Below are 22,441 nucleotides of genomic sequence, written 5' to 3' on the forward strand. Positions count from 1 at the left end.
CTTGTATTACATCAGTTTACCCTTGGCAGCAAGTGTATCGTAGTTGTTGTTGAGATTACGCCAATCCACTTTGCTCTTGGGATCGATGCCATTGATGTACTTTTCTATATTGGTGTATCCATCGCCATTGCAGTCGCCGTTAGCGTCAGAAGGATCGTTAGGATTCAATCCGTTGGCAATTTCCCACTCATCAGGCATACCGTCGCCATCGGTATCTACCCATGGTGTCCAAGCCTTATATTCAGGATAGCCACCCATCTGACGGGGATCAGTAATGACACCTTGTTTGTAACTGTCCTGCTGAAGACGACGATGTTTGAAGAATCCCTGTTCGTTTTTCGACTTATCGTGTAGTCCCCACATGTCGCCATAGGGATTGTCTTTTACTTTCTTCTCATACTTCTCCACGAAGTATGCCTGTCCGGTACGCACCTCATCACAGATACGCTGATCGACGATATCACGTGAGGGAATAGTAGCTCCAGCATTTGACAATACCCAGTCGAAGGCTTTCTCTGCACCCATGATGTTGACAAATGGCATTTCGAAAGGTTCGTTGCTACGCATCAGAGCGAGTTCTGTAGCATCAATATCACCATCCTTGTCGGCAGTCTGTATGCCACCATTCCAGTTGTTGCGTGTTACTTCATCATATCCTTCCATGATATTGCCGGTAGCATACACACGTCCAAACTGCTTAAAGGGGAAGAGATTGACGCTACGGCTCTCCGATTTTACAATGCGGTGGCCCACTGGTGAGTTTTTCGGAGTGAGAGGACCTGGTTTATAATAGTTGTTGATGAAGTTGGACATGGTAGTAAACTCACCTCCATCAGCAGTACGGTGTACCCAGTTATAAACCACGTTGTTGACGAAGTTGAACACACCGCCCCATCCTATACTTGGATTACGTCCAGTATTATCTGCCCAAAGGTTGCGCATAAATGTTGCATTTTCGCCACCGATGGTAGAACCAAAAGCATGGTTCCATGTATCAAGTGCTTTAGCAGAGATGGTGTTCTGAATGGTAACATTAACTGTAGGCACCTTTCGTTTGGGTTTTCCATCCTTCATGTCAAACATGTGGCGATAGAATGAAATATTCTCATCCAGTCCCCATTCACATGAACAGTGGTCGATCATAATATTGCCCACAGGGTTTCCACCGAAGGAATCCTCGCGATGCCATACCAGAGTTTCACCTCTACGGAAGCGCATGTGGCGCACGATAACATCGTGGGTATCCACCTGAAACGACTCGCCAGCAATAATGACACCTTCACCAGGAGCAGTCTGTCCGGCAATAGTGATATATGGCGCACGTACAAAGATGGGGGATTTCAGACGGATGATGCCCGATACGTTGAATACAACGATGCGTGCACCGCCCTGTTCACATGCCCAACGGAACGATCCGGGACCATCGTCATTGAGATTGGTGACAGTCAATACCTTTCCGCCACGGCCACCAAAGGTGTACATACCGCCTCCCTCAGCTCCGGGGAAAGCGGGGATTTTTGCCTGACGAAGGTCGTATGGACGCGAAGCCCAAGGCACATAGGGTTTTCCTTCCTGTGCCTCTTTCACCACGATGGGGAATGCTACTGCCCAAGCTGAGTCGCTATGGGCTTGCCACTTATTCTCCAAAGAGTCAATCAGTTTTTTTGCTTCCTGTGTGATCTGTGGATACTGGGCTTTGGCTGTTGCAGGAAACAGCAGAGTGGCTGCCATTGCAGCCATCAAAACAGAGTGTTTCATTGTTTCTTATGTAGATTTATTGTAGTTGGCTGTGGTATTCGACTATAATAATGACGAAAGGTTTAAAGAAATGTACCTATTTATCACAGGATTTTTTTTCTGAGGAGATGGGCGGGGGCTGATGGGCTGAGGTTTCTATAGGGAATAGGTTTTCTAGAAAACTTAGCCCGCTCCTCAAAAAAAGGAATCCCTTGCACCGATGATGCAAGGGATTCCTTTTGATATGTTTGTTTCAGATTATTCAGCAGTCAGCGGGTCAAACGTACCCATCGCACCACCGTTATTAGCGTCTTCCCATCCAATGGTTTGGGGCAAACCGATATTCTTTTCTGAGATAGCCGACGAGAAGCCAAGGAAGTAGTACTTCGCACGGAAGTTGGTATAGAGATCCACCTTTGTCGACTCACCATTGGTCTCACGGGCGTCGCCCTTCTTCAGTTTGCGCACGAGGTTGTCGCCATACCATGACTTCAGCGTCTCCAACTGGTCGGTCAGGTCGTTGCGCAAGTCAACGCCAGCAGGACGCGTCACGCCAGCCTTCAGCAGAGGATCCGAGTCATAGGTGGTCTTGCCGACGCCATACTTATCAGCAGTACGGAACTCCATGTTCTCACGACGCTGACCGTTGAAAGGCTTGAAGCCGAGCCATGTGCAGGTATTGCCACCCCATCCTTTCAGCACCTTGGCACCGATAGAGGCGAAGTTTGCACCACCATCGAAGAGCAACCAGCGACGCATGTCGTCGAAGCGCTTACCCTCATAGGCAAACTCCACCTGGCGCTCATAGAGGATTTCGCTCATGCAAGTGGCCTGATCGCCTGGCAGATCATAGGCGGGAACGCCAGCACGCTGACGCACCTGATTGACATAGCCCACAGCATCGTTCAACTGACCGGCACCGCAAGCCACCTCAGCGAGGTTGAGCAGCACCTCAGCATAGCGCAGTTCGATGAGCTGTGCTGCTGAATGGAAGGGCGCGCCATTGCCAGACTGTGTAGGATTGTAGGTGTAGAGAGCAGAAGGATTGACATCGAGGTCATCACTCTTTTTGCGCACGTAGATGCCCTGACGGCTAGCGAGCAAGTTGTCGGCACCATAAGAGTTGCCACTTTCAGCATTGCCCTGGTCGTCGAGCGTGGTGTACCACACATAGTTCCAAAGCACATAGTTCTTGCCATCCGATGGGTTGTTGGCATTGGCAGACGAAGCATCGCCATTATAGGCCCAGCGGAAACCAGGCATAGCGAAGGTGCGATAGAAACGTGGGTCGCGGTCCATGAATGGATAGTTGGCATCGTAAGTATACTTGGAAGTAGGCAGTTTGGTATAGGTTTCCATGCCCTCAGGAATCTTACCATCAGCCATGGGGAACATATCTACGAGCATAGCCGAAGCATTCTTGCCCGAGCCACAAGTATTCTTAGGACGGATGCCGTTCTCCCAGTTGTTATTCTTCTGGTTGTCGGCACCTGTGCCCTTGATGTTGTTGTGGAGTGTCACAAAGACAGCCTCAGGGTTTTGTCCCACCTGAGTGAACTGAGCGGCGAAGTCGCTACCATTCACGTTGTTGGCGGTTTGATAGAGGCCATAGCCACAAGCATTGATCTTGGCGAGGTCGGCCTTCATCTCGGTGTAGGCATTAGTCCAACGGCTTTCATCGTTGTCGCGGTTGAAGAGCGGACTTGCCCAAAGCAGCAGCACGCGGCCTTTCAGGGCTAGAGCCGTACCCGTGGTGACGCGTCCCCAGTTGTCTGAGTCCCATCCGCCATTGGTAGTCTTAGCCTCAAGCAGTTCAGCCGACTGCTTCAAGTCTTCAAGGATGAAGTTGATGCTGGCCTCAGCCGAAGAACGATTGGTGAACGAAGTCTCCACGGGATCGAGTGGTTCGGTCACGAGGGGCACGCCACCATACCATTTCACGAGGTTGTAGTAGCACCAGGCACGGAGGAAGTAAGCCTGTCCGAGCATGATATTCTTATTATCCTCGCTGAGTGTGCACTCTTTGATGTTTTTGATAAAGTCGTTGATATTGCGAATACGACCATAGCAGAGTTCCTGGATATTGCCGTCCGAACCCTTGAAATAGTCGGGTACGCTGGTACCCGTAGTTGTCGATGATAGTTCGTTTTGCGGGTCAACGAATGCGCCGAAGCCGCTATATTCCTCTGTAGATTTGGCAGCGTCGTCGGCATTGCCGCATGAGGGGTACTTCCAAGAGATGTTGCTCACCTGTGGCAACGACCAAGCATAGAGGTCATTGAGGCGGCCGTTGGCACCCTCGATATAGTTATATACGTCCTTGTTGACATTGTCGTAGTTCTTCTTTTCCTCAAGGAACGAGTCGCTACAAGCCGAGAAAGCAGCCACTGTCAACAGACCGAAACTGAAATATTTAATTGTTTTTTTCATATTCTTATACTATTATATATAATGTGTCCCTATAATGAATTAGAACGAGAGGTTGACACCAACAGTCCACTTGCGGAGGTTAGGATAGCTGCCGTAAGTGCCTGCCATAGGATTCATAAACTTATCAGGATAGGGGTTGTAGAAGTTGAGCACGTTCTGACCCGTCACGTTGACACGGATGTTGTTGATACCAAATTTCTTGTAGAGGCTTGAAGGAATGGTATAAGCCAAGGTCAGACGGTTGAGGGCCACACGTGCAGCACTCACTCTCCAGAACGAAGAGGTCACGGCATTCACATTGCTATAAGCCAGGTTAGGATACTGTGCGTCGCGGTTGGCTTCCATCAGCAGATTTCCGCTTCCATCATAGATATCCTGATATACAAACATGTTGTCGGGATTCCAGAACGATGGCATGTTGCAGTATTCCAGGCTACCGTTGGGTTTCAGAGCAGCCGAAGGCACTACGGTGTAGCCACCCCAGCTTGCGCCAAACTGAGCGGTGAGCGAGATGCCCTTCCATTCAGCGCCGGCATTGATGGTGAATCCATAAGGGTTGGTGCGGTTGGAGAGTTGCACCTGGTCGAGCTCCTCGTCCACGTTGTGGTCGGGACCAGCATAAGTGCCGTTCTCTTGCAATGCGCCACGCACATCCTTATAGATCAGCATACCTGGGCGAACCTGTTCTTTGGTCATGCCCATATAGGTGCCATAGCTGCCGTCTTCCTTCTTCATATACATGTCGAAGTATTCGTTGATGTCCTGGAATGAACGGAACATGCCAATGCACTGCATACCCCAGAGTCCCATGTCGGTGCGATGTCCCTTGGTAATTTGGCGATACAGTGAGTTGCCAGTCACCCAGTCCATCACGAGGACCTCATTGTCGCGATAGCCAGTGTTGAGACCAATGCGATATTTGAAGTCCTTACCAATCTTGTCACGCCAGTTGACGCTGAGCTCCCATCCCCAGCTGTTCATCTCGCCGAGGTTGACAGCGGCACTCTGAGTACCAACGGTAGAAGGCACGCTCTGCTTGATGTTCATCAGCATTTCGCGGTTCTTCTCATTGTAGTATTCAGCCGAAACGGCGAGTCGCTTGTTGAGCACCTGGAAGTCAACACCGATGTTGGTCTTGTAGGACTTGTCCCAATGCACGTCGCGGTTGACGGCCGAGTTGTTTTTATTGATGGTGATACGGCTACCCGAATCGATGTTCGCACCCGTACCGAAGATGATACCCTTGTTGGCATCCTGTGCATAGACCTGCATCCACTGCCAAGCAGCGGTGTTGTCACGACCGGTCATACCCCAGCTGGCACGCAGTTTGAGGAAGTCAACCCAAGATGCAGCTTTCTGGAACCATTTCTCTTCGCTGATTACCCAACCTGCTGATACTGCAGGGAATGTTCCCCAATAGTTTTCTGGAGCAAATTTAGTAGAAGCGTCAGAGCGGAGCAAGAATTCGAAGAGATATTTATCAGCATAAGCGTAGTTGATACGTCCGATGTACGACATCGTACCGCTCTCACTGCGGGTGAACACCGTGGTGCGTTCGCCGCTAGCCGAGTTATACTGACCTGTGGTGAAGGGATAAGGAGTCTGACGCTGACCTTCGAGGTATTCACTCTCGGCCTCCGACTTCTCAATGGCGAAGAGCGCGTTGACATGATGCTGTCCGAAGTCACGCGCATAGGTTGCGGTGAAGTTCATCTGATAGTTGTCGGTGCGTGTCATGGTGCGGTAGAGCATATCGCCGTTGGCCCTTTCGAGAGCCACGAAGTTGCTATTGGCGAGATAGTCGAAGCCCTCTTCATCGCCAGATGTTGGTGTATAGAGGTGCTGACCGCTACCATAGCGTTGGTTCATCTTATAGAGTGTGAAGTGAGAACCATACTGGTTGTTCTTCGTGTTGTTGATACTCTTCGAGTAAGAGAACTTCAGTTTCAGTCCTTTGAGGATGTTGCTCCATCCGAAGTCGTAGGTGATGCCAGCGTTGATGTTCATGTTGTTGCTCATCGAACGGCTGTAGTCGCCATTGTTCTGCAGCACCGAGAAGTTGTAGTTCTGGTTTTGGTTCACCTCCGAGTTGCTGACTCCATAGGCAGCCATAGGCATGCCGTTGACATATTCGGGAATATATCCTGGGTGAGTGAGCAGCAGGTTATAGTCTTTCTCATTGCCCGAACCGCCCACTTTCACGAGTGGTGTATTCTTTTTGCCATAGTCGCCGCTGATGGTCAGATTGGCACCGAGCCACTTGCTGACCTTCACGTCGATGCCGGCGCGATAGTTCCAGCGGTTGTAGTCGAGGCGTCCGAGGTTACCGTCCTGTGTGAAGTAAGAAATACCTCCAAAGTAACTGACACGCTCCGTGGCACCGCTGATATTGGCAGAATGCTTCTGCGTGAATCCTGTCTCCCAGTTGTCGCCCAGCAAATCATAATTGAGATTCTTCATAGCCTCGAGCTCATCCTTCTGAAAGAGTGCGGTGGTCTTGTTGAGCGAAGTGTTGGTGGGGTCGGCGGCAGCCACTGCATTGTAGAGACGACCATAGTTATAGGTGCTCAGCATTTTGGGGCGAGCCACCTCATCGGTAAAACCGAAGGTTCCGCTATAGCTGATGGTTGGTTTGCCAATCTTACCCTTTTTGGTGGTCACGAGGATTACACCATTGGCAGCACGTGCACCATAAACGGCGGCAGAAGCGTCTTTCAATACAGAGATGCTCTCCACTTCAGAGGGATCGAGGTTATTGAATGCCTCAGCACCGAGGTTTTGGGTGCTGTTGCCAATCTTGATATCGTTGGGATATACATAACCATCGATAACGAAGAGAGGCTCCTGTGCGCTGACGCCCACGGAACCGAGTGAGTTGGTATCACGTATCTTAATGGTGGCGCGCTCGCCTGGACGGGCATCACCGCCACTAACCGACATACCGTTAACCAGTCCGCTCAGTGTAGAAGCCAGTCCGCCTGCAGCAATATCCTGCACGTCGTTCATATCTACTGTGGCTACTGATCCGGTGAGGTGTGCTTTCTTCTGTGCACCATAACCTACTACTACCACTTCGTCAAGACTTTGGCGGTCTTCCTGCAGGGAGATCTTTCCTCCGGGCAATACGGTCTGTGGCAGATAGCCGATATAAGAGATGACAATCTTTTGTCCTTTCTGCACATTGATTTTATAAGTACCGTTGACGTCGGTGACCGTACCAGTCTTGGTGCCCGACACCATAACGGATGCGCCGATGACGGGTTCGCCGTTTTCATCGACCACGCTACCCGTAACGGTCTGGTTCTGGGCCATGACTGGTGCGGCAGCAAAAGCCATCATCGTACCCAGACATATTCTTGCAATAAACTTTCTCATACTGTGTTCAGTTATATTTTTTGGTCGTTAATGGATTAGTTCTTCCAACGTGGGTCGCCAATAGTACTTGAGATAGCACCTGTGGCTTTGAAATTGATACCGTAGTTGGGCTGTGTGAAGTCGAGTTCTTTCTTGGTCTCAGCGACATCGATACCGATTTCTTCTTCTGTTGCATACTTGCCTTTGTCGGTGCCATCAACTGAGTTGGCAATGCCCTGAATGGTGTTCAGCTCCTGATGGAAGGTCTTGGTGCAGTTGCCCTGAATGAACTTTTGCAGACGGAAACAGTCGTAGAAGATATTGTTATCGAAGGTGATAACATACTCCTTGCGGTTAGGAGTGTTGTTACCAAACTCTTTCTTGTCATAAACGCGCACGAAGGTATTGTCCATCATGGTGCAGCTACCGTCGGCTGTGGGGAATGCACGATCCAAGTCTTTGTTATTGAAACGGAACATGCGGTTCTTGCTATTGCTTACAATGTTGTAGATGGTGCTCTCCTTGATGGTGATACTCTTGATGCCACCATACCAGAATGAGCCACCGCTTGGAGCCTTGAAGCCGTTAGAGAATCCGCAGATGATGGCACCGTTGGAGTTCTTCATACCATCGTTGTTCAACTGAACCACGCAATTCATCACGCGCACATCGGCGATACCCCATGAGCACTCGCCCACTGAAAAGAGTCCGTCACATACGTTTTTGAAGGCGCAATCCTGGATGACGATAGGATCTTGCAGGATATAGACATCGGCTGGTTTGCCACCGTTCTTACCGGCACCCACCTTCTGGGCTTCGGCTGAACATGATGCAGGAGGCTCTGGTGACATCTCGATGACACCGCCCTTACGGTTTATGGCGCTACAGTCGAATTTAATAAACTTCACTTTAAGCTGTGCTGAAGTGAAGATGGCAGCTTTCTCGCCCATCACCACAGTGGCATGGTCGAGTTTGTTACCGCGCAAAGTCATCTTGTTGGTTTTGAAATCTACTGCGGTGTTGCAGGTGTATTGACCGCCTGCTTCCAACTCGAAGGCCTGTTCGTTTTCGCTGTCCTGCATATTGGCAGCTACGAATTCAGCAATATCCTGACCGGCAGGAATAGTGATGGCAGGCACCAGTGTGCTGTACTTCACTGCCTCAGGAGCATCGGCCTCGGTATTGTTCAATCGGGTGTTGCCCATGGTGTGGACCTTCACCTCGTAGTTGGTGTCCTCTGCTTTGGGGAATGTGAACGATGTTCCATCTACAGTACCCTTAGCGAGTTCTACTGGCTTTGTGGGGTCGTCCACATTGTAAGCCTCATACTCGTAGCCACCGGCACCAGCCACGGTTTCCCATTTCACAATGACGCTCTCACTTCCGTCGGAATTGACCTGCGAACCGAAGGTCAGTTCTGGGTTTGTGAGCTTGCTGTTGGTAACAGAGCTAACGAACTGCTCTTCTGTGAAACCGTCTTCTGCACATGAGGCAAGCATCAGCGCACCAGCACCTACGAGGGCTATGGCACACATTTTACCTGATGTAAAGATTCGATTTTTGTTCATAGAATAAATCATTTTGTTAGTAATTAGTTTTTATTTATTGTCTCTTTTTCTTGAAACAGTCTCTTGAGGTATGCCACATTGGTGGAGAAGTTATACTTCACGTCTCTGACACGACTTACATCGCGACTGCGCTCCACTACGAGCCATCCGCTCCACCCCATGCGGTCGAGGGTGCGTTTCACTGCGGGCATATCGATTCGCGTATCGCGGTCGAGGGTGACGCTGTCGGTCAGCGAGGCATGGATCTGGGCGATGCGGCGTCGGCCCAGTATGCGCAATTCTGTCGATGGGTCGAGCCCTTGGTCAACGGCATCTTGAAGATTGAAGTAGGCTTTCACGCCCTTGCTATCAACATCGGCAAGCATCCGTTTGGTATGGCGGGCATCCATTCCTGTGCGCAGCGCGATAGTTTTGCCTTCGCGGCGTGCCATCTCTCCGGCTTCGTGCAGACGTGCAACAAGTGTGTTATAGGGTTCGCCTGTCATCGTCTGCCACTCGCGGCCACTGCCTCCCAATGGCAGGAATGCCACCTTGGCACCCATCACGTCCATGGTTTTCAGACAGTCTGCTACGAGGTCGCGCCAGTTGTCGCGCGTTATCAGACTCTGTGCAAAGAATCCAGACATGGCTACCGATGGCACTTCGATACCAAGTGAATCGGCTGTATGACGGAAGAGTTGCTGGAAATGACGATCACGGAGTTTGTTGTCAAATTGCGGTCGTTTGCCTAATGGCCCCATATCCATCTCGATACCATCAGCGCCAATGGTTTTAGCAAGCTGAAACTCTCCTAACTTTTGTCGTTTCAGCATCATCCAGTCGCATGCAGCCACACGATATTTCTGTGCAAATGCCGTTGTGACATTTGTCATTATCATGAAGGCTACACATATCATCATGTGTAAGGTGGTTGCTTTAAATTTCATTTTAGGTTGTACAAACTATATAGTATTTCAGTATAATGACGCACCATTGCACGGTTTGTCATCATAAACACTAAAAAAAATTAAATTTCTTTGTTTTTGCTTCACAGTTTTCTTATTTAGCTTATCTCTATATTAAAATATAATGTACGCGCACACATGCGCACGCACGCGTGCCTTTAAAATTTTCGACCACTCGGCCACCATTCTACAATATAACGCACGCTTACAGGCACTTACACCGGGTGGTCGATTCCTAAAAATCGGGAAATTCGACCACCATTCGACCACCGTTCGACCACTGACCAACAATCACTTTGTTTTCATTTCGACATTGCCAACACTTTTGCCAAACGTTTGAAAACACCTTTGGCAACATTGGAAAATACCTTTGTCGAACATTAGACAATACTTTTATCAAACGTTGAAAACACCTTTATCAAACGTTGGATAACACCTTTATCAAACGTTGGATAACACCTTTATCAAACGTTGGATAACACTTTTATCAAACGTTGGATAATACCTTTATCAAACGTTGGATAATACCTTTATCAAACGTTGGATAATACTTTTATCAAACGTGCAACACCCTTATGATAAAATTGTTCATAACTCTCACAACCACAATAAAAATATACAAAAAAACATCGAATAATGGGTTGCACATCAATATAAAAAAGACATTAGCAGCAGTACTCTAATGAGCAACGGGGTGTTCGGTGCTCGATTATTTTAAAAAAATCAAAACAACTGCATGCCACATACAATGAGTCAATGGCACTACACCATACATACCCACTGCCTATCGCAATATAGTTTCACTCCTATGCAATAGGGAGCGATTAGCCAATACGTTTGAATGTTTTCAATCGGGTGTAGGTCTTACCTTCGTGTTCTATGAGTACTTATCGATTGTGGTATTATCATTTGTCGTCGGCGACACCGTGTCTGACAAAAGGTAGAAAGAATGGAAACAAACTTGTAATATCAAGTGATAGCACACAAAAATACGAGAAAGATGATGGTTTTTTCAGAAAAAATGCCTACTTTTGCGGTTACATAAACATAACCTGGCAATAACTATGTGGAAACTAAAAACAGTGACAGGGGGCTTGCTTGCACTCGCCATGATGACGGGATGCGACGTTGTGCAAGAAGAAAAGCGACAAGAAACACTGCGCACAAACGTGGAAGACTCGATAGGTATGGGACGTACGGCATACGCCTCGCGATGCATCAACCAACAGTTGATGGCAGCAAAAGACAGCGACGCCTACTACCTCTGGCTCTCTATGCGCAATAAACTATACTACACCCGCATGCAGACTGACTCCATGAAGGTTACCATGAACCGCATACAACAGTATATCAGCAGTTGTAACCACAAAGCTCGCAAGCCCGGACGTGGAGGCAGCGACTTCAATCTGCTGCAAGCCGAATGGCTGTTGGCTAAAGGGGTGTGGCATACTGCCATCATGGGGCGACCTGATTCTGGACTGGTCTATAACAACAAGGCCATAGAACAACTCAAAAAAATCAACGCACGCCCTCAACTGATGCTGTCTGCACTAACCAACCAAGCCGATTACTACCGACAATTGGGAAAACTCGACTATAGCGCCGACGCCTATATGCAGGCACTTGCACTATCAGACACGATGAATAACCCCAATGCCAACACTGCCGTAGAGTTGGGCATAGCTACAGTATATACCTTCATGGCAGACTATGAGAATAGCAACAAATGGTGGAAACGCGCCGAACAACACGTATCAGAGATGCAGAGAGCAGATCAATTCATCTTCTACAATAACAGAGGTAATGATCTGTACCTGCAACAACGATACAGCGAAGCTCTACCCTATTTCAAAAAAGCTGCTACACTGGTAAAAGGCGACTCTACCAAAGCATGGGACTACTACACTGCACGTGCCAATATGGGCGAAATCTACGTGTGGCTGGGACAAACCGAACAAGCCCGACAGGCACTCGACGAGGCTGACGCATTCTTCCAACAGGCAGGATTCGATATTGTGCGCTACTATATCGAAACATCGCGCATTGGGCTCGACCTTAAAGAAGGACATACTGATCGGGCACTAAAACGCATGGCTGAAGCCTCAACACCCAAGCACATGCTGCCTGCGGCAGTGGCGCAACGACTTAAAATCGAAGAACTGGTGTATCGTACAGCTAAGATGATGCCCCAAGCTTATGCAGTTCACCAACAAAAAGATGCCATCAATGACTCAATACAAACGGCAAACATGACCATGCGCATGAATGCCAATCTGCTTCAATACCAACACAATAGAAAGCTGGACGAACAACAGCACATCATTGACCGACAATATATCATGGGACTGCTGGCATGGGGACTATTCCTCATTGCCACACTCATCATCATCGTGCTTGGCATATTGGTTTATCTGCGACACCGACAACATCAACTACACAATCTGAAAGTAAGGCAACAGATTGTAAGGCTACGCATGGAAAACATGCGTAACCGCATATCGCCTCACTTCATATTCAACGCACTCAACCATGAAATGCTGGCACAAATGAATGGAAAAAAGGTAAACCTGTCATCGCTGACACAACTGCTAAGAAGAGGACTGGCACAAACCGAAATGCTGGAAACAACACTCAGCGAAGAACTGGCTTTCATCAAATACTACGTCAGCATCGAGTCACAACAGATGGAATCTGACTTCCGTTTCAAGATAGAAAAAGAAAAAAACGTGAACACAGACCGTGTGTTTATACCTGCTATGGTGGTACAAATCTATGTAGAGAATGCTATCAAACACGGACTGAGACCCAAGAAAATAGTGGAAGGCAAATATCGTGACCTACTCATCAAAATACACAGAAAAGGAACTGACAGCACTGAAATAGAAGTGCTCGACAACGGCATGGGACTGGGACCTACATCAACAGAACAGATGCACACCGGTATGAAAGTGGTGCAACAAACCATACAAATGCTCAACGACCACAACAACAGTAAGATTGCTTTCGGCATAATGAACAGGCGAGACCTGCCTGCCGGAGAAACAGGATGCCGCTCGTGGATTACTGTGCCCGACAGTTTCGACTTCTTACTATAACCTTTTATAAAAGAGCTTATGACTAATAGGGAACGACATATCAGAGCATTCATCATTGATGACAGCGTCGTGGCTGTCGAAGTGTTGAAACGAATACTTGAAAGCAATCACCCAGTAACAGTGGTAGGTACTGCCTACGATGGGCCGACGGCTGTCGGACAGGTGATAGAACTACAACCCGACTTGATATTCACCGATGTAGAGATGCCATCCATGACGGGTATAGAATTCTGCCAACAGATACGTCATCAGGTAAAACCAAATACCAAAGTGGTGTTTTATACCGCCCACGAAAAATATATGATAGATGCCCTTCATCTACAGGCTTTCGACTATTTGCTCAAACCACCCACACCAGAAGATGTAGCAATGCTGATGATGCGCTACTACGAAAACAAACTGACGGAAATACCAACCATGCAGACAGTTGCACCACAGCGCCGTCAATCAATTATCGTAATCAACGCAACGGGCGAACATATTGTATTGCAGGCTTCTGAGGTGGCTTTCTTCCGCTTCAATACAGACAGGAAACAATGGGAAGTAATCTGCTGCGATGGCAACATCTACTGCCTACGATCACGCAGCAATAGCGATACTATACTGGACTACTCTGCCGATTTCATACAAATTCACAAAAGCTATATTGTCAACATAGAACACGTCAAAATGATACAGGAGTCGCAGTGTTTTCTCAAAGAGCCACTGCAAGACATCGACGAACTGAAGGTGAGCAGAAACTACAAACGCTCACTAATGGATGCTTTCTATGCACTATAAACACTAAACACATCACACATGCACTATTTGAAACTCATCATCATGCTCATTGCCATCATCACCATGGGGGCATGTAGCAATAAGGCAGAAAAGGCACAAATGCTATATCAGCAAAGCGAACAACTCATTAAGAAGAATCACAAATGGACCGAAGCTGGCGAAATGCTGCTTGGCAGTTTGCAACTGCAAGACGAAAACGAGCCTACACCGCTACTGGCACGCACCTATGCACTACTGTCGAAAGTATATTGGGAGGAAGATCGCATCAAGAAAGCTATAGAATATGCACACCGCGGACTCAACACCGCACTGGCAATGCGCAACGACACTCTTCACTTACAACTATACACAAGAGTGGGATCGTCCTATTATCTCATACACAAGAACGATTCGGCTACCTCCTATTTCAATAAGGCACTCGACAAAGCCATTGCCATGAACGACTCCAACGGCATTTACAATGCATACAACAACCTCGGTGCACTGAAACTCAGCATGGAGAAGTTTGACGAAGCACTCGCCTATTTCGACAAGTCATACAGTTATGCACGCAACATAGATGCCCATGATTTTCACTATTATTATAATAAGTCACGCTGCTATCAGTATTTGAAACAATGGACACTGTGTATCGATGCCACCCGTAAGGCAATCGCCAATATTCCCAAAGAGGATTTAGAAGGAAGATCGAAACTATACCAACGACTCTTCTTGGCTGAACGGAGCATAGGAAACTACGAAGCAGCATGTGTGGCTGCAGATACATCGTATAACTATCTTGACAAATATTGGGATCAAAGGCGCGATGAGGATATGCGCGACTTGACTGAGCAATATCAGCAAGAACGCTACAACACACAACTGAAACTGCAACGCACGCAATGGATGGTAATGGTAGTTGTGGTGCTGATGATTATGGGGGCTGCCATCATGTTTGTATCACACCGCAACAAAAAACGTATCATGCGCTTACAGAAACGCTTGGAAAACCTCAAACTGCAAATCTACCGCGAACGAAACACAATACAACAGACTGCGGAAGAAAGTCAAAACAAGGTAGGGCAAACAATGCCCAACAACGAAAAACTCTATACACTCTGCTTACAACAATTGGCAGTGGCACGCGATTTGTTTAAGATGCGACCCGAATACATGCGACTCTACCAACTGAAATATCGCACCGATCATCAATATCTGTCAGACCCAGAACGCATGCCATTGCTTGATAGTGTGGTGGAGGTGTTTATTGAACCATTGCAAAACCTTCGCAGATTGTTCACCGAACTGACCGAAGACGAATGTATATATGCTATCCTCACCTTCCTCGGATGCAACAATGCCACCATCTCCATGATGACCAAAACATCAGAACCTACACTGCGTAAACGCAGAAGCCGATTCAAACAGAAAAGCCACGATATGGTATTCCGCTTTCTGATGCAGAACGAAGAAACATAGAGATACCTCAAAGACCGAAAAACTACCTGTATTTCCGATTATACCTAACAGAAAGAAAAATTAGTGGAAAGGGAGAGGGATTTTCCACAAAATAGTCGTAATTTTGCGGAATAAAACAAATAAATGCCCTGTTGATGGGCTACGACAAGATTACATATGGAACTGATAAAAGACAAACAATTCAGTGGTGAACGCCCATTGTTCGCCACACACGACCTACAACTGGATAACGTGACCATCATAGATGGTGAGAGTGGTATCAAGCAATGTAGCAATATCGCTGCAACAGGATGTCACTTCTATGGAAAATATCCTTGGTGGCACGTTGATGGTGCACAAATTGACCATTGCTATTTTGCACCAGGATCACGTTCTGCCATCTGGTACACCGACAATCTTACAATGACAGATACCAAGATTGACGGTCCGAAATTCTTCCGCGAAATGAAAAACGTGACGCTGGAAAACGTAGAGATTACAGATGCCGACGAAACTTTTTGGCGCGTAGAAGATGTACGACTGAAAAACGTAACACTACACGATGGGACATACCCCTTTATGTTTGCACGCAACATCTATGTGGACGGACTGGTGAGCGACTCGAAATATATCTTCCAATACTGCGAGAATGTGGAAATACACCATGCTAAAATCACCACGAAAGACTCATTCTGGGAGTGTGAGAACGTGACGGTCTATGACTCTGAGCTCGATGGAGAGTATCTGGCATGGCACTCCAAGAACGTGCGCCTCGTCAACTGCCACCTCAAAGGCGAACAACTGCTCTGCTATGTGGATAACCTCAAACTCGAAAACTGTACCTTCGATGCGGAATGTGACCGCATCTTCGAATATTCTACAGTAGAGGCAGACATCCGCGGACATGTGGAAAACATAAAAAATCCAACGTCGGGACACATCGTGGCAGACTCAATAGGTAGCATCACCATCGACAAAAATGTGCGGCAACCTAACAACTGTGTAATAGAAACTCGCAAGCTATAAAGCCTATGAAATACGATTTTGACAAACCAACACAACGCCGGGGCACCCACTGTGTAAAGTGGGACGAGGCTCCATCAGACAAGGTTATACCCTTGTGGGTAGCTGATATGGACTTCGAAGCAGCTCCTGCCATTGTCGAAGCAGTAGTAAAACGAGCACAACAGGGCATCTACGGCTATACTCTGGTGGAAGATGACTACTATAATGCCGTCATCTCATGGTTTGCAAGACGCCACCAATGGACTATCCACCGCGACGAAATTCTATATACCACTGGTGTAGTACCTGCCGTTTCGGTGGCTATCAAGGCACTGACCATGCCTGGCGAACAAGTGGTGATGCTATCGCCAGACTACAATTGCTTCTTCTCATCAATCCGAAACAACGGTTGTCAGGTATCAGAAAGCGTGTTGTTGCGCCACAACGATACGTTTGTAATAGACTGGGAGGACTTGGAAAAACGTTGTGCAGAAGAGAAAACTACGATGCTTTTGCTCTGCAATCCACACAATCCAACAGGACGAGTGTGGACTATAGACGAACTGGAGCATATCAATACCATCTGCATGAAGCACGATGTGAAGGTGATTAGCGATGAAATACATTGCGAACTTGTCATGCCTGGACACCGATTCCAACCTTTTGCTGCCGTGAGCGAGAGTTGTCGGCAAAACAGCGTGATACTGAATTCACCATCCAAATCATTTAATATTGCCGGACTACAGACTGCCAACATGATTTGCGCCAACCCCGAATGGCGACGCAGACTGAACCGAGCTATTAATATCAATGAGGTGTGCGATATCAATCCCTTCGGCAATGTGGCACTTATGGCAGCCTACAACGACTGCGAAGACTGGATAGACCAACTCAACGAATACCTCTGGGGCAACTACCAATGGCTCTGTCAGTTTGTGGGAAACAACATCCCGCAATGGAAAGTATGCCGATTGGAAGGCACCTATCTACCATGGATTGACGTATCGGCTGGTGGCGAGGAGACTGATGCACTCTGCCAACGACTGCTCGACGAAGCTCAAGTATGGCTCAATCCTGGCACTATGTACGGCGCCGAAAGTGGTCGTGGCTATGTCCGTGTCAATATTGCTTGCCAGCGCAAACGCTTGGAGGAAGCTATGAACAGAATCAAACTAAAATTATAATATGAAACAACAAAACGAAGTCAACGTATGGTCTGTCACCTGGGGTGTACTCATGGCTGTACTATTCTCGGCTGCCGCAGCCTATCTCGGTCTGAAAGTAGGACAGGTTTTTGAAGCAGCCATCCCCATCGCCATCATTGCCGTGGGCGTATCAACAGCAGCCAAGCGCAACAATGCACTACGCGAAAACGTCATTATCCAGTCGATTGGTGCCTGTTCTGGAGCCGTTGTGGCTGGTGCCATCTTCACCTTGCCTGCCATCTATATCCTGCAGGCCAAGTATCCTGGAATGGAAGCCGACTTCCTGAAAATCTTCATTGCATCGCTATTGGGCGGTGTGCTCGGCATCCTTTTCCTTATTCCTTTCCGCAAATACTTTGTAGAAGCTCCTGCCGAACAGTTTCCTTTCCCTGAAGCTACTGCTACTACACAGGTTTTAAAGAGTGGAGAGAAAGGTGGATCACAGGCTCGCCCATTGCTGTTGGCCGGACTGATTGGAGGTCTCTACGACTTTATCGTGGCAACCTTCGGATGGTGGAACGAGAATGTAACCAGCCGCATGATACCATTCGGTAGCGATTTGGCAGACCGCGCTAAACTCGTATTCAAAAACAATACAGGGGCAGCAGTTCTCGGTTTGGGCTATATTATCGGTTTCCGATACGCACTCATCATCACACTGGGTTCACTCTTTGTATGGTGGTTGGTGGTGCCCGGAATGGCACTACTCTTCCCTACCGAGGTCCTCAACCAATGGAACCCTGCCATTACTACAGCAGTAGGTGCAATGTCGCCAGAGGAAATATTCACCAGCTATGGCAAATCGATAGGTATCGGTGCCATTGCCATGGCAGGCATCATAGGTATTATCAAGAGTCGCGACATCATCATTAGCGCAGTGAAACGCATGAAACCTACCGCTAAAACAACAGATATCGAACCAACAACAGAACAAAAAAATGATGCCGATCTGTCCTTACGCTTCATCGCCATCGCTTCCATTGCTACATTGCTCATCACCTTCATCTTCTTCTGGTTTGGTGTTATGGGCGGCAAACTGCTCTTTGCCGTAGTAGCTATTCTTCTTACTGCCATCATTGCGTTCCTCTTCACTACCGTAGCTGCTAATGCCATTGCCATTGTGGGTAGCAATCCTGTATCAGGAATGACACTGATGACATTGATACTTGCTTCGGTAGTCATGGTAGCTGTAGGACTGAGCGGCACCGGCGGTATGGTGGCTGCACTCATCATGGGCGGAGTGGTATGCACAGCTCTCTCTATGGCAGGTTCGTTTATCACCGACCTGAAGATTGGACACTGGACAGGTACACAACCTCGTAAACAGGAAACGTGGAAATTCCTCGGTACACTGATAAGTGCTGCAACTGTAGGTGGTGTCATGATGCTACTCAACGAGACATACGGTTTTGCATCAGGAGCACTCGCTGCACCTCAGGCAAATGCTATGGCTGCTGTCATCGATCCGCTGATGACAGGCACAGGAGCGCCTTGGGTTCTCTATGCCATCGGTGCCATACTGGCTATTATCCTCACTTGGTGTAAAGTTCCTGCACTGGCTTTCGCATTGGGCATGTTTATCCCCATACAGCTCAACGTGCCACTGCTGATTGGCGGTGCTGTCAATTGGTTTGTAACATCACGTTCTAAGAATGCAGAAGAAAATAAAGAACGTGGCGAAAAGGGCAACCTCATCGCTTCAGGATTCATTGCTGGTGGTGCATTAATGGGAGTCATCAGTGCACTGTTGCGCTTCGGTGGTGTGCAGTTTGACTATACAGCATGGTGGGCAAACCCATTGAGCGAACTCCTCTCGCTCGTTGCATATATTCTACTGATTACCTATTTCATTCGCGCCACAAGAAAATAATCATGTGACAGGAATACAGAGAACGGGTGTGGAGGAAAAGAATGATTTATCACACCCGTTCTTATTTTCATTCTTTGCCGAAATAGAAGTAAGCGTATTGTAATATTCGTTCCCGTTATCTCTATCACGATGCACCTATATCTTTATATTTGATAACAACAAATAACAACACCACACAAGATAGCGATTGTGAGAAATGTCTTATTACATGAGTACCAATGCACATATTTTTATCAGGAATATCATTGATTTTCAAAAAATCTTTGTAATTTTGTCACCATGACGAAATTTAAAAACTGTCTGGTACTGCTACTGACCATCATACCCGCATTAACAGTATGGGGGCAAACAGCATCGTTACTTGTAACGGACCACTATACAACCAGCAACGGACTTCCAAGCAATAATGTGTATTGTGCGATGAAAGACCGCGATGGCTTTCTGTGGTTTGGCACATGGTATGGACTATGTCGTTTTGACGGAAGCCACTTCGAGACAATGAAGAAAAGTACACGCCCGGACTCTGACATACCACCACGCAAGATAGAAAGCATGGCAGAAGACCAACAAGGTAATCTTTGGCTAAAGACCGTGGATTGGAAAGTGTATGTATTCTACCGACGCACAGGACGGTTTCATGCCTTAGGCGAGGAACTCAAACACCTCTCGCAAAACATGCAGGTCATTAAACTGCAGGCTACAGATAATGGGCAAGTATTGCTACTTACAAAAGACAAGAACCTCTTGATGGCAACAACAACCCCCAAGGGACATATTGACATCAAGACACTGTTTTCGTCAAAAGGGAAAATCAACCCATTCACCTACCAACTATACCGTGACTACTGTGAAGAAAACAACGGATATTCAGTATGGGTGGGACGCGACTATCGCATCTTTGCTGTACCCAGAGGCGAACAACTACAACAACGGATGGCAGACAACGACAATCTGCAAAAGAGGAAAAACACACAGCTGGAGGCGATAGTTGCACAAGCTGGCATCAACGACTATGTTCAAATCTACGAAGACAACGACCGCCTTGTGTGGGTAACAACTCCAACGAACGGCATCTATTGCATACATTCACCAAAAAGCATTTTCAAACTCATCCCCTTTGATTTCGATCAAACGGGAGTAAGAAGCATCTTTCAACTTCCTAATGGCAACGTATTGGTGGGCACTAGAAGCCGAGACGTTTTCATTCTCAACCCACAAGGACAACGCATACATACCTTCGACTATAAGACTCATGGTATCGGAGCCATTTACCACGTCATGGCAGACAAGCACCACAGACTCTGGCTATCAACCAAACGCGACGGACTTGTCGTGGCAACACCCGATAACAGCCAGCCTACTGGATACAGACTGAACCACTACCTACACGATGACAATAATCCACAAAGCATCAGTGGCAATGCGGTATATATGACTTATACTGATAAAAAAGGACATATCTGGGTAGCAACTCTCGATGGCGGGCTCAATCTGGTGAAACAAAACGGCAGCACGCAACTGGTTTTCTACAACAGACACAACGGATTTATCAACTACCCGTCCTACGGATTATATACTGAAGTGAGAAACATGGCCGAGGATCAACACGGACGGCTATGGATTGGAACGATTGACGGACTGATGAGTACAGATACCAAATTCCGCCAACCACAAGACATCAAATTTGAAACCTATAAGGAACAGCGTGCATCATCGTTTGCAAACAACGACATCTACACCATCTTCAAAGACAACAGGGATAATATATGGATGGGCGCTTTCGGTGGTGGACTGAGCAGACTAACCAACTACGACAAACACAAACACTGTCCTGACTTCAAAACACTTGGCATGAGAGAAGGACTGCGCAACGACGTCATCGTATCCATTACCGAAGACTTGAACGGCAGACTGTGGTTTGCAGGAGAAACCACTATTGCTTGCTATAATCCGAAAAATGAACGCATACGTAACTTCGACAAATACGATGGACTGCCTGATGTCAAATTTGAAGAGGCTTCTGCATGTCGCATGAACAATGGTGAAATATGGCTAGGATGCAAACAAGGCATCATCGTCTTCGACCCCAAGCATCTGGTCAACGAAAACAGTAACTACCATACGTTCATTACCAATATGAGCGTAAACAACAGAAACATCACCCAACAACTGGAACGCATAGAAAACCAACATGGCATCGACCAACTCAAACAGATAGAACTGAAACACGATCAGAATTCATTCACCATCGAATTTGCCGCACTCAACTTCATCAATAACAACAATGTGGCATACAGATACCGACTGAAAGGATACGACCACGACTGGAACTACAGCGGACAAAACAGACAAGCATCGTACACCAAAGTACCACCAGGTAACTACACCTTTGTGGTTGAAACAATAGACGACAGCAATCCAACACTCTGCTCAAGAGACGAACTGCACATCTGCATACTTCCACCGTGGTGGGCCACATGGTGGGCATATCTTATCTATCTGGCTGTCATCGGCATCATCACATTCTTCATTGTACGCACAGGACTGCAAATGAACCGAATGAGAAACGAAATGATTATCGGTCAACGACTGGCAAAGCTACATACTATGGCCACCGATACACCAGCCAAAGAGATTGACTACTCACAATATGTTGAGCAAAAAGGTATGGAGTTTATAGACCAGTTGCATCGCATCATCGATGAGAATCTGCAAAACAGCGAATTCAACATCGATACCATGGCTGCTGAAATGGGGCTGTCGCGATCGGCATTCTTCAAGAAAGTGAAGAACGTCACAGGCTTTGCACCACTCGATCTTATCAAGGAGTTCCGACTATCACGTGCTGCCGAACTGCTAAAACACACTAACCTCAGCATCAACGAAGTGGCATATCGTTCAGGCTTTAAGGATAGTAGTTATTTCGGCAAGTGTTTCCGCAAGCGCTTCGGTCTATCACCACGCGACTATGCATCATCAAGCAGAGAATAGTTTTCTAAAGGAACTAAAGCGAAAA

General features: G+C 47.4%; 11 protein-coding genes and 1 pseudogene. 7 read left to right on the top strand and 5 right to left on the bottom strand.

Annotated features, from left to right (window positions below; all coding sequences use genetic code 11):
• Positions 1–6: 6 nt before the first annotated feature.
• The 5 genes from CIK90_RS05095 to CIK90_RS05115 form a co-directional block, all read right to left on the bottom strand.
• Positions 7–1,758: a polysaccharide lyase gene (locus CIK90_RS05095; protein ID WP_094391470.1), complete on the bottom strand. Its 1,752-nt coding sequence runs from the start codon at positions 1,756–1,758 to the stop codon at positions 7–9.
• Positions 1,759–1,995: 237 nt separating this feature from the next.
• Positions 1,996–4,167, bottom strand: coding sequence for a RagB/SusD family nutrient uptake outer membrane protein (locus tag CIK90_RS05100; protein WP_094464505.1), 2,172 nt, complete (start codon positions 4,165–4,167; stop codon positions 1,996–1,998).
• Positions 4,168–4,206: 39 nt separating this feature from the next.
• Positions 4,207–7,542 carry a TonB-dependent receptor gene (locus tag CIK90_RS05105; RefSeq protein WP_254046285.1) on the bottom strand — a complete coding sequence of 1,112 codons (3,336 nt, stop codon included), beginning with the start codon at positions 7,540–7,542 and terminating at the stop codon, positions 4,207–4,209.
• Positions 7,543–7,577: 35 nt separating this feature from the next.
• Entirely contained in the window at positions 7,578–9,089 is a 1,512-nt protein-coding gene (locus CIK90_RS05110; protein ID WP_158214826.1) for a DUF4992 family lipoprotein, read from the bottom strand.
• Between the two features lie 23 nt (positions 9,090–9,112).
• A complete protein-coding gene (locus tag CIK90_RS05115) occupies positions 9,113–10,015 on the bottom strand; it encodes a sugar phosphate isomerase/epimerase family protein (protein ID WP_094464507.1) in 903 nt (300 codons plus the stop codon).
• A 1,082-nt stretch (positions 10,016–11,097) separates the two neighbouring features.
• Here CIK90_RS05115 and CIK90_RS05120 point away from each other — a divergent pair.
• From CIK90_RS05120 to CIK90_RS05150, 7 genes and pseudogenes are all read left to right on the top strand, one after another.
• Positions 11,098–13,128: a histidine kinase gene (locus tag CIK90_RS05120; RefSeq protein ID WP_094464508.1), complete on the top strand. Its 2,031-nt coding sequence runs from the start codon at positions 11,098–11,100 to the stop codon at positions 13,126–13,128.
• 18 nt (positions 13,129–13,146) lie between these two features.
• A complete protein-coding gene (locus CIK90_RS05125; protein ID WP_094464509.1) occupies positions 13,147–13,908 on the top strand; it encodes a LytTR family DNA-binding domain-containing protein in 762 nt (253 codons plus the stop codon).
• A gap of 18 nt (positions 13,909–13,926) precedes the next feature.
• Positions 13,927–15,366, top strand: a complete 1,440-nt coding sequence (locus CIK90_RS05130; protein WP_094464510.1) for a tetratricopeptide repeat protein — start codon at positions 13,927–13,929, stop codon at positions 15,364–15,366.
• 156 nt (positions 15,367–15,522) lie between these two features.
• Positions 15,523–16,371, top strand: a complete 849-nt coding sequence (locus CIK90_RS05135) for a DUF3737 family protein (RefSeq protein ID WP_094464511.1) — start codon at positions 15,523–15,525, stop codon at positions 16,369–16,371.
• Between the two features lie 5 nt (positions 16,372–16,376).
• Positions 16,377–17,534 (top strand): MalY/PatB family protein, encoded by a 1,158-nt coding sequence (locus CIK90_RS05140; protein WP_094447190.1) that lies wholly within the window; start codon positions 16,377–16,379, stop codon positions 17,532–17,534.
• A gap of 16 nt (positions 17,535–17,550) precedes the next feature.
• Positions 17,551–19,425 (top strand): annotated as a pseudogene (locus CIK90_RS05145) (OPT family oligopeptide transporter); the annotation flags it as partial.
• Between the two features lie 279 nt (positions 19,426–19,704).
• Complete coding sequence (locus CIK90_RS05150) at positions 19,705–22,416, top strand: AraC family transcriptional regulator (protein ID WP_094464513.1); 2,712 nt, start codon at positions 19,705–19,707, stop codon at positions 22,414–22,416.
• The last annotated feature ends 25 nt before the right edge of the window (positions 22,417–22,441 follow it).

Source organism: Prevotella sp. P5-126 (assembly GCF_002251185.1).
Lineage (GTDB): Bacteria > Bacteroidota > Bacteroidia > Bacteroidales > Bacteroidaceae > Prevotella.

Bases quoted from the DNA above. Each gene is read 5' to 3' on its own strand.
- CIK90_RS05095 (WP_094391470.1), bottom strand. From the start codon at position 1,758: ATGAAACACTCTGTTTTGATGGCTGCAATGGCAGCCACTCTGCTGTTT.
- CIK90_RS05100 (WP_094464505.1), bottom strand. From the start codon at position 4,167: ATGAAAAAAACAATTAAATATTTCAGTTTCGGTCTGTTGACAGTGGCT.
- CIK90_RS05105 (WP_254046285.1), bottom strand. From the start codon at position 7,542: ATGAGAAAGTTTATTGCAAGAATATGTCTGGGTACGATGATGGCTTTT.
- CIK90_RS05110 (WP_158214826.1), bottom strand. From the start codon at position 9,089: ATGAACAAAAATCGAATCTTTACATCAGGTAAAATGTGTGCCATAGCC.
- CIK90_RS05115 (WP_094464507.1), bottom strand. From the start codon at position 10,015: ATGAAATTTAAAGCAACCACCTTACACATGATGATATGTGTAGCCTTC.
- CIK90_RS05120 (WP_094464508.1), top strand. From the start codon at position 11,098: ATGTGGAAACTAAAAACAGTGACAGGGGGCTTGCTTGCACTCGCCATG.
- CIK90_RS05125 (WP_094464509.1), top strand. From the start codon at position 13,147: ATGACTAATAGGGAACGACATATCAGAGCATTCATCATTGATGACAGC.
- CIK90_RS05130 (WP_094464510.1), top strand. From the start codon at position 13,927: ATGCACTATTTGAAACTCATCATCATGCTCATTGCCATCATCACCATG.
- CIK90_RS05135 (WP_094464511.1), top strand. From the start codon at position 15,523: ATGGAACTGATAAAAGACAAACAATTCAGTGGTGAACGCCCATTGTTC.
- CIK90_RS05140 (WP_094447190.1), top strand. From the start codon at position 16,377: ATGAAATACGATTTTGACAAACCAACACAACGCCGGGGCACCCACTGT.
- CIK90_RS05150 (WP_094464513.1), top strand. From the start codon at position 19,705: ATGACGAAATTTAAAAACTGTCTGGTACTGCTACTGACCATCATACCC.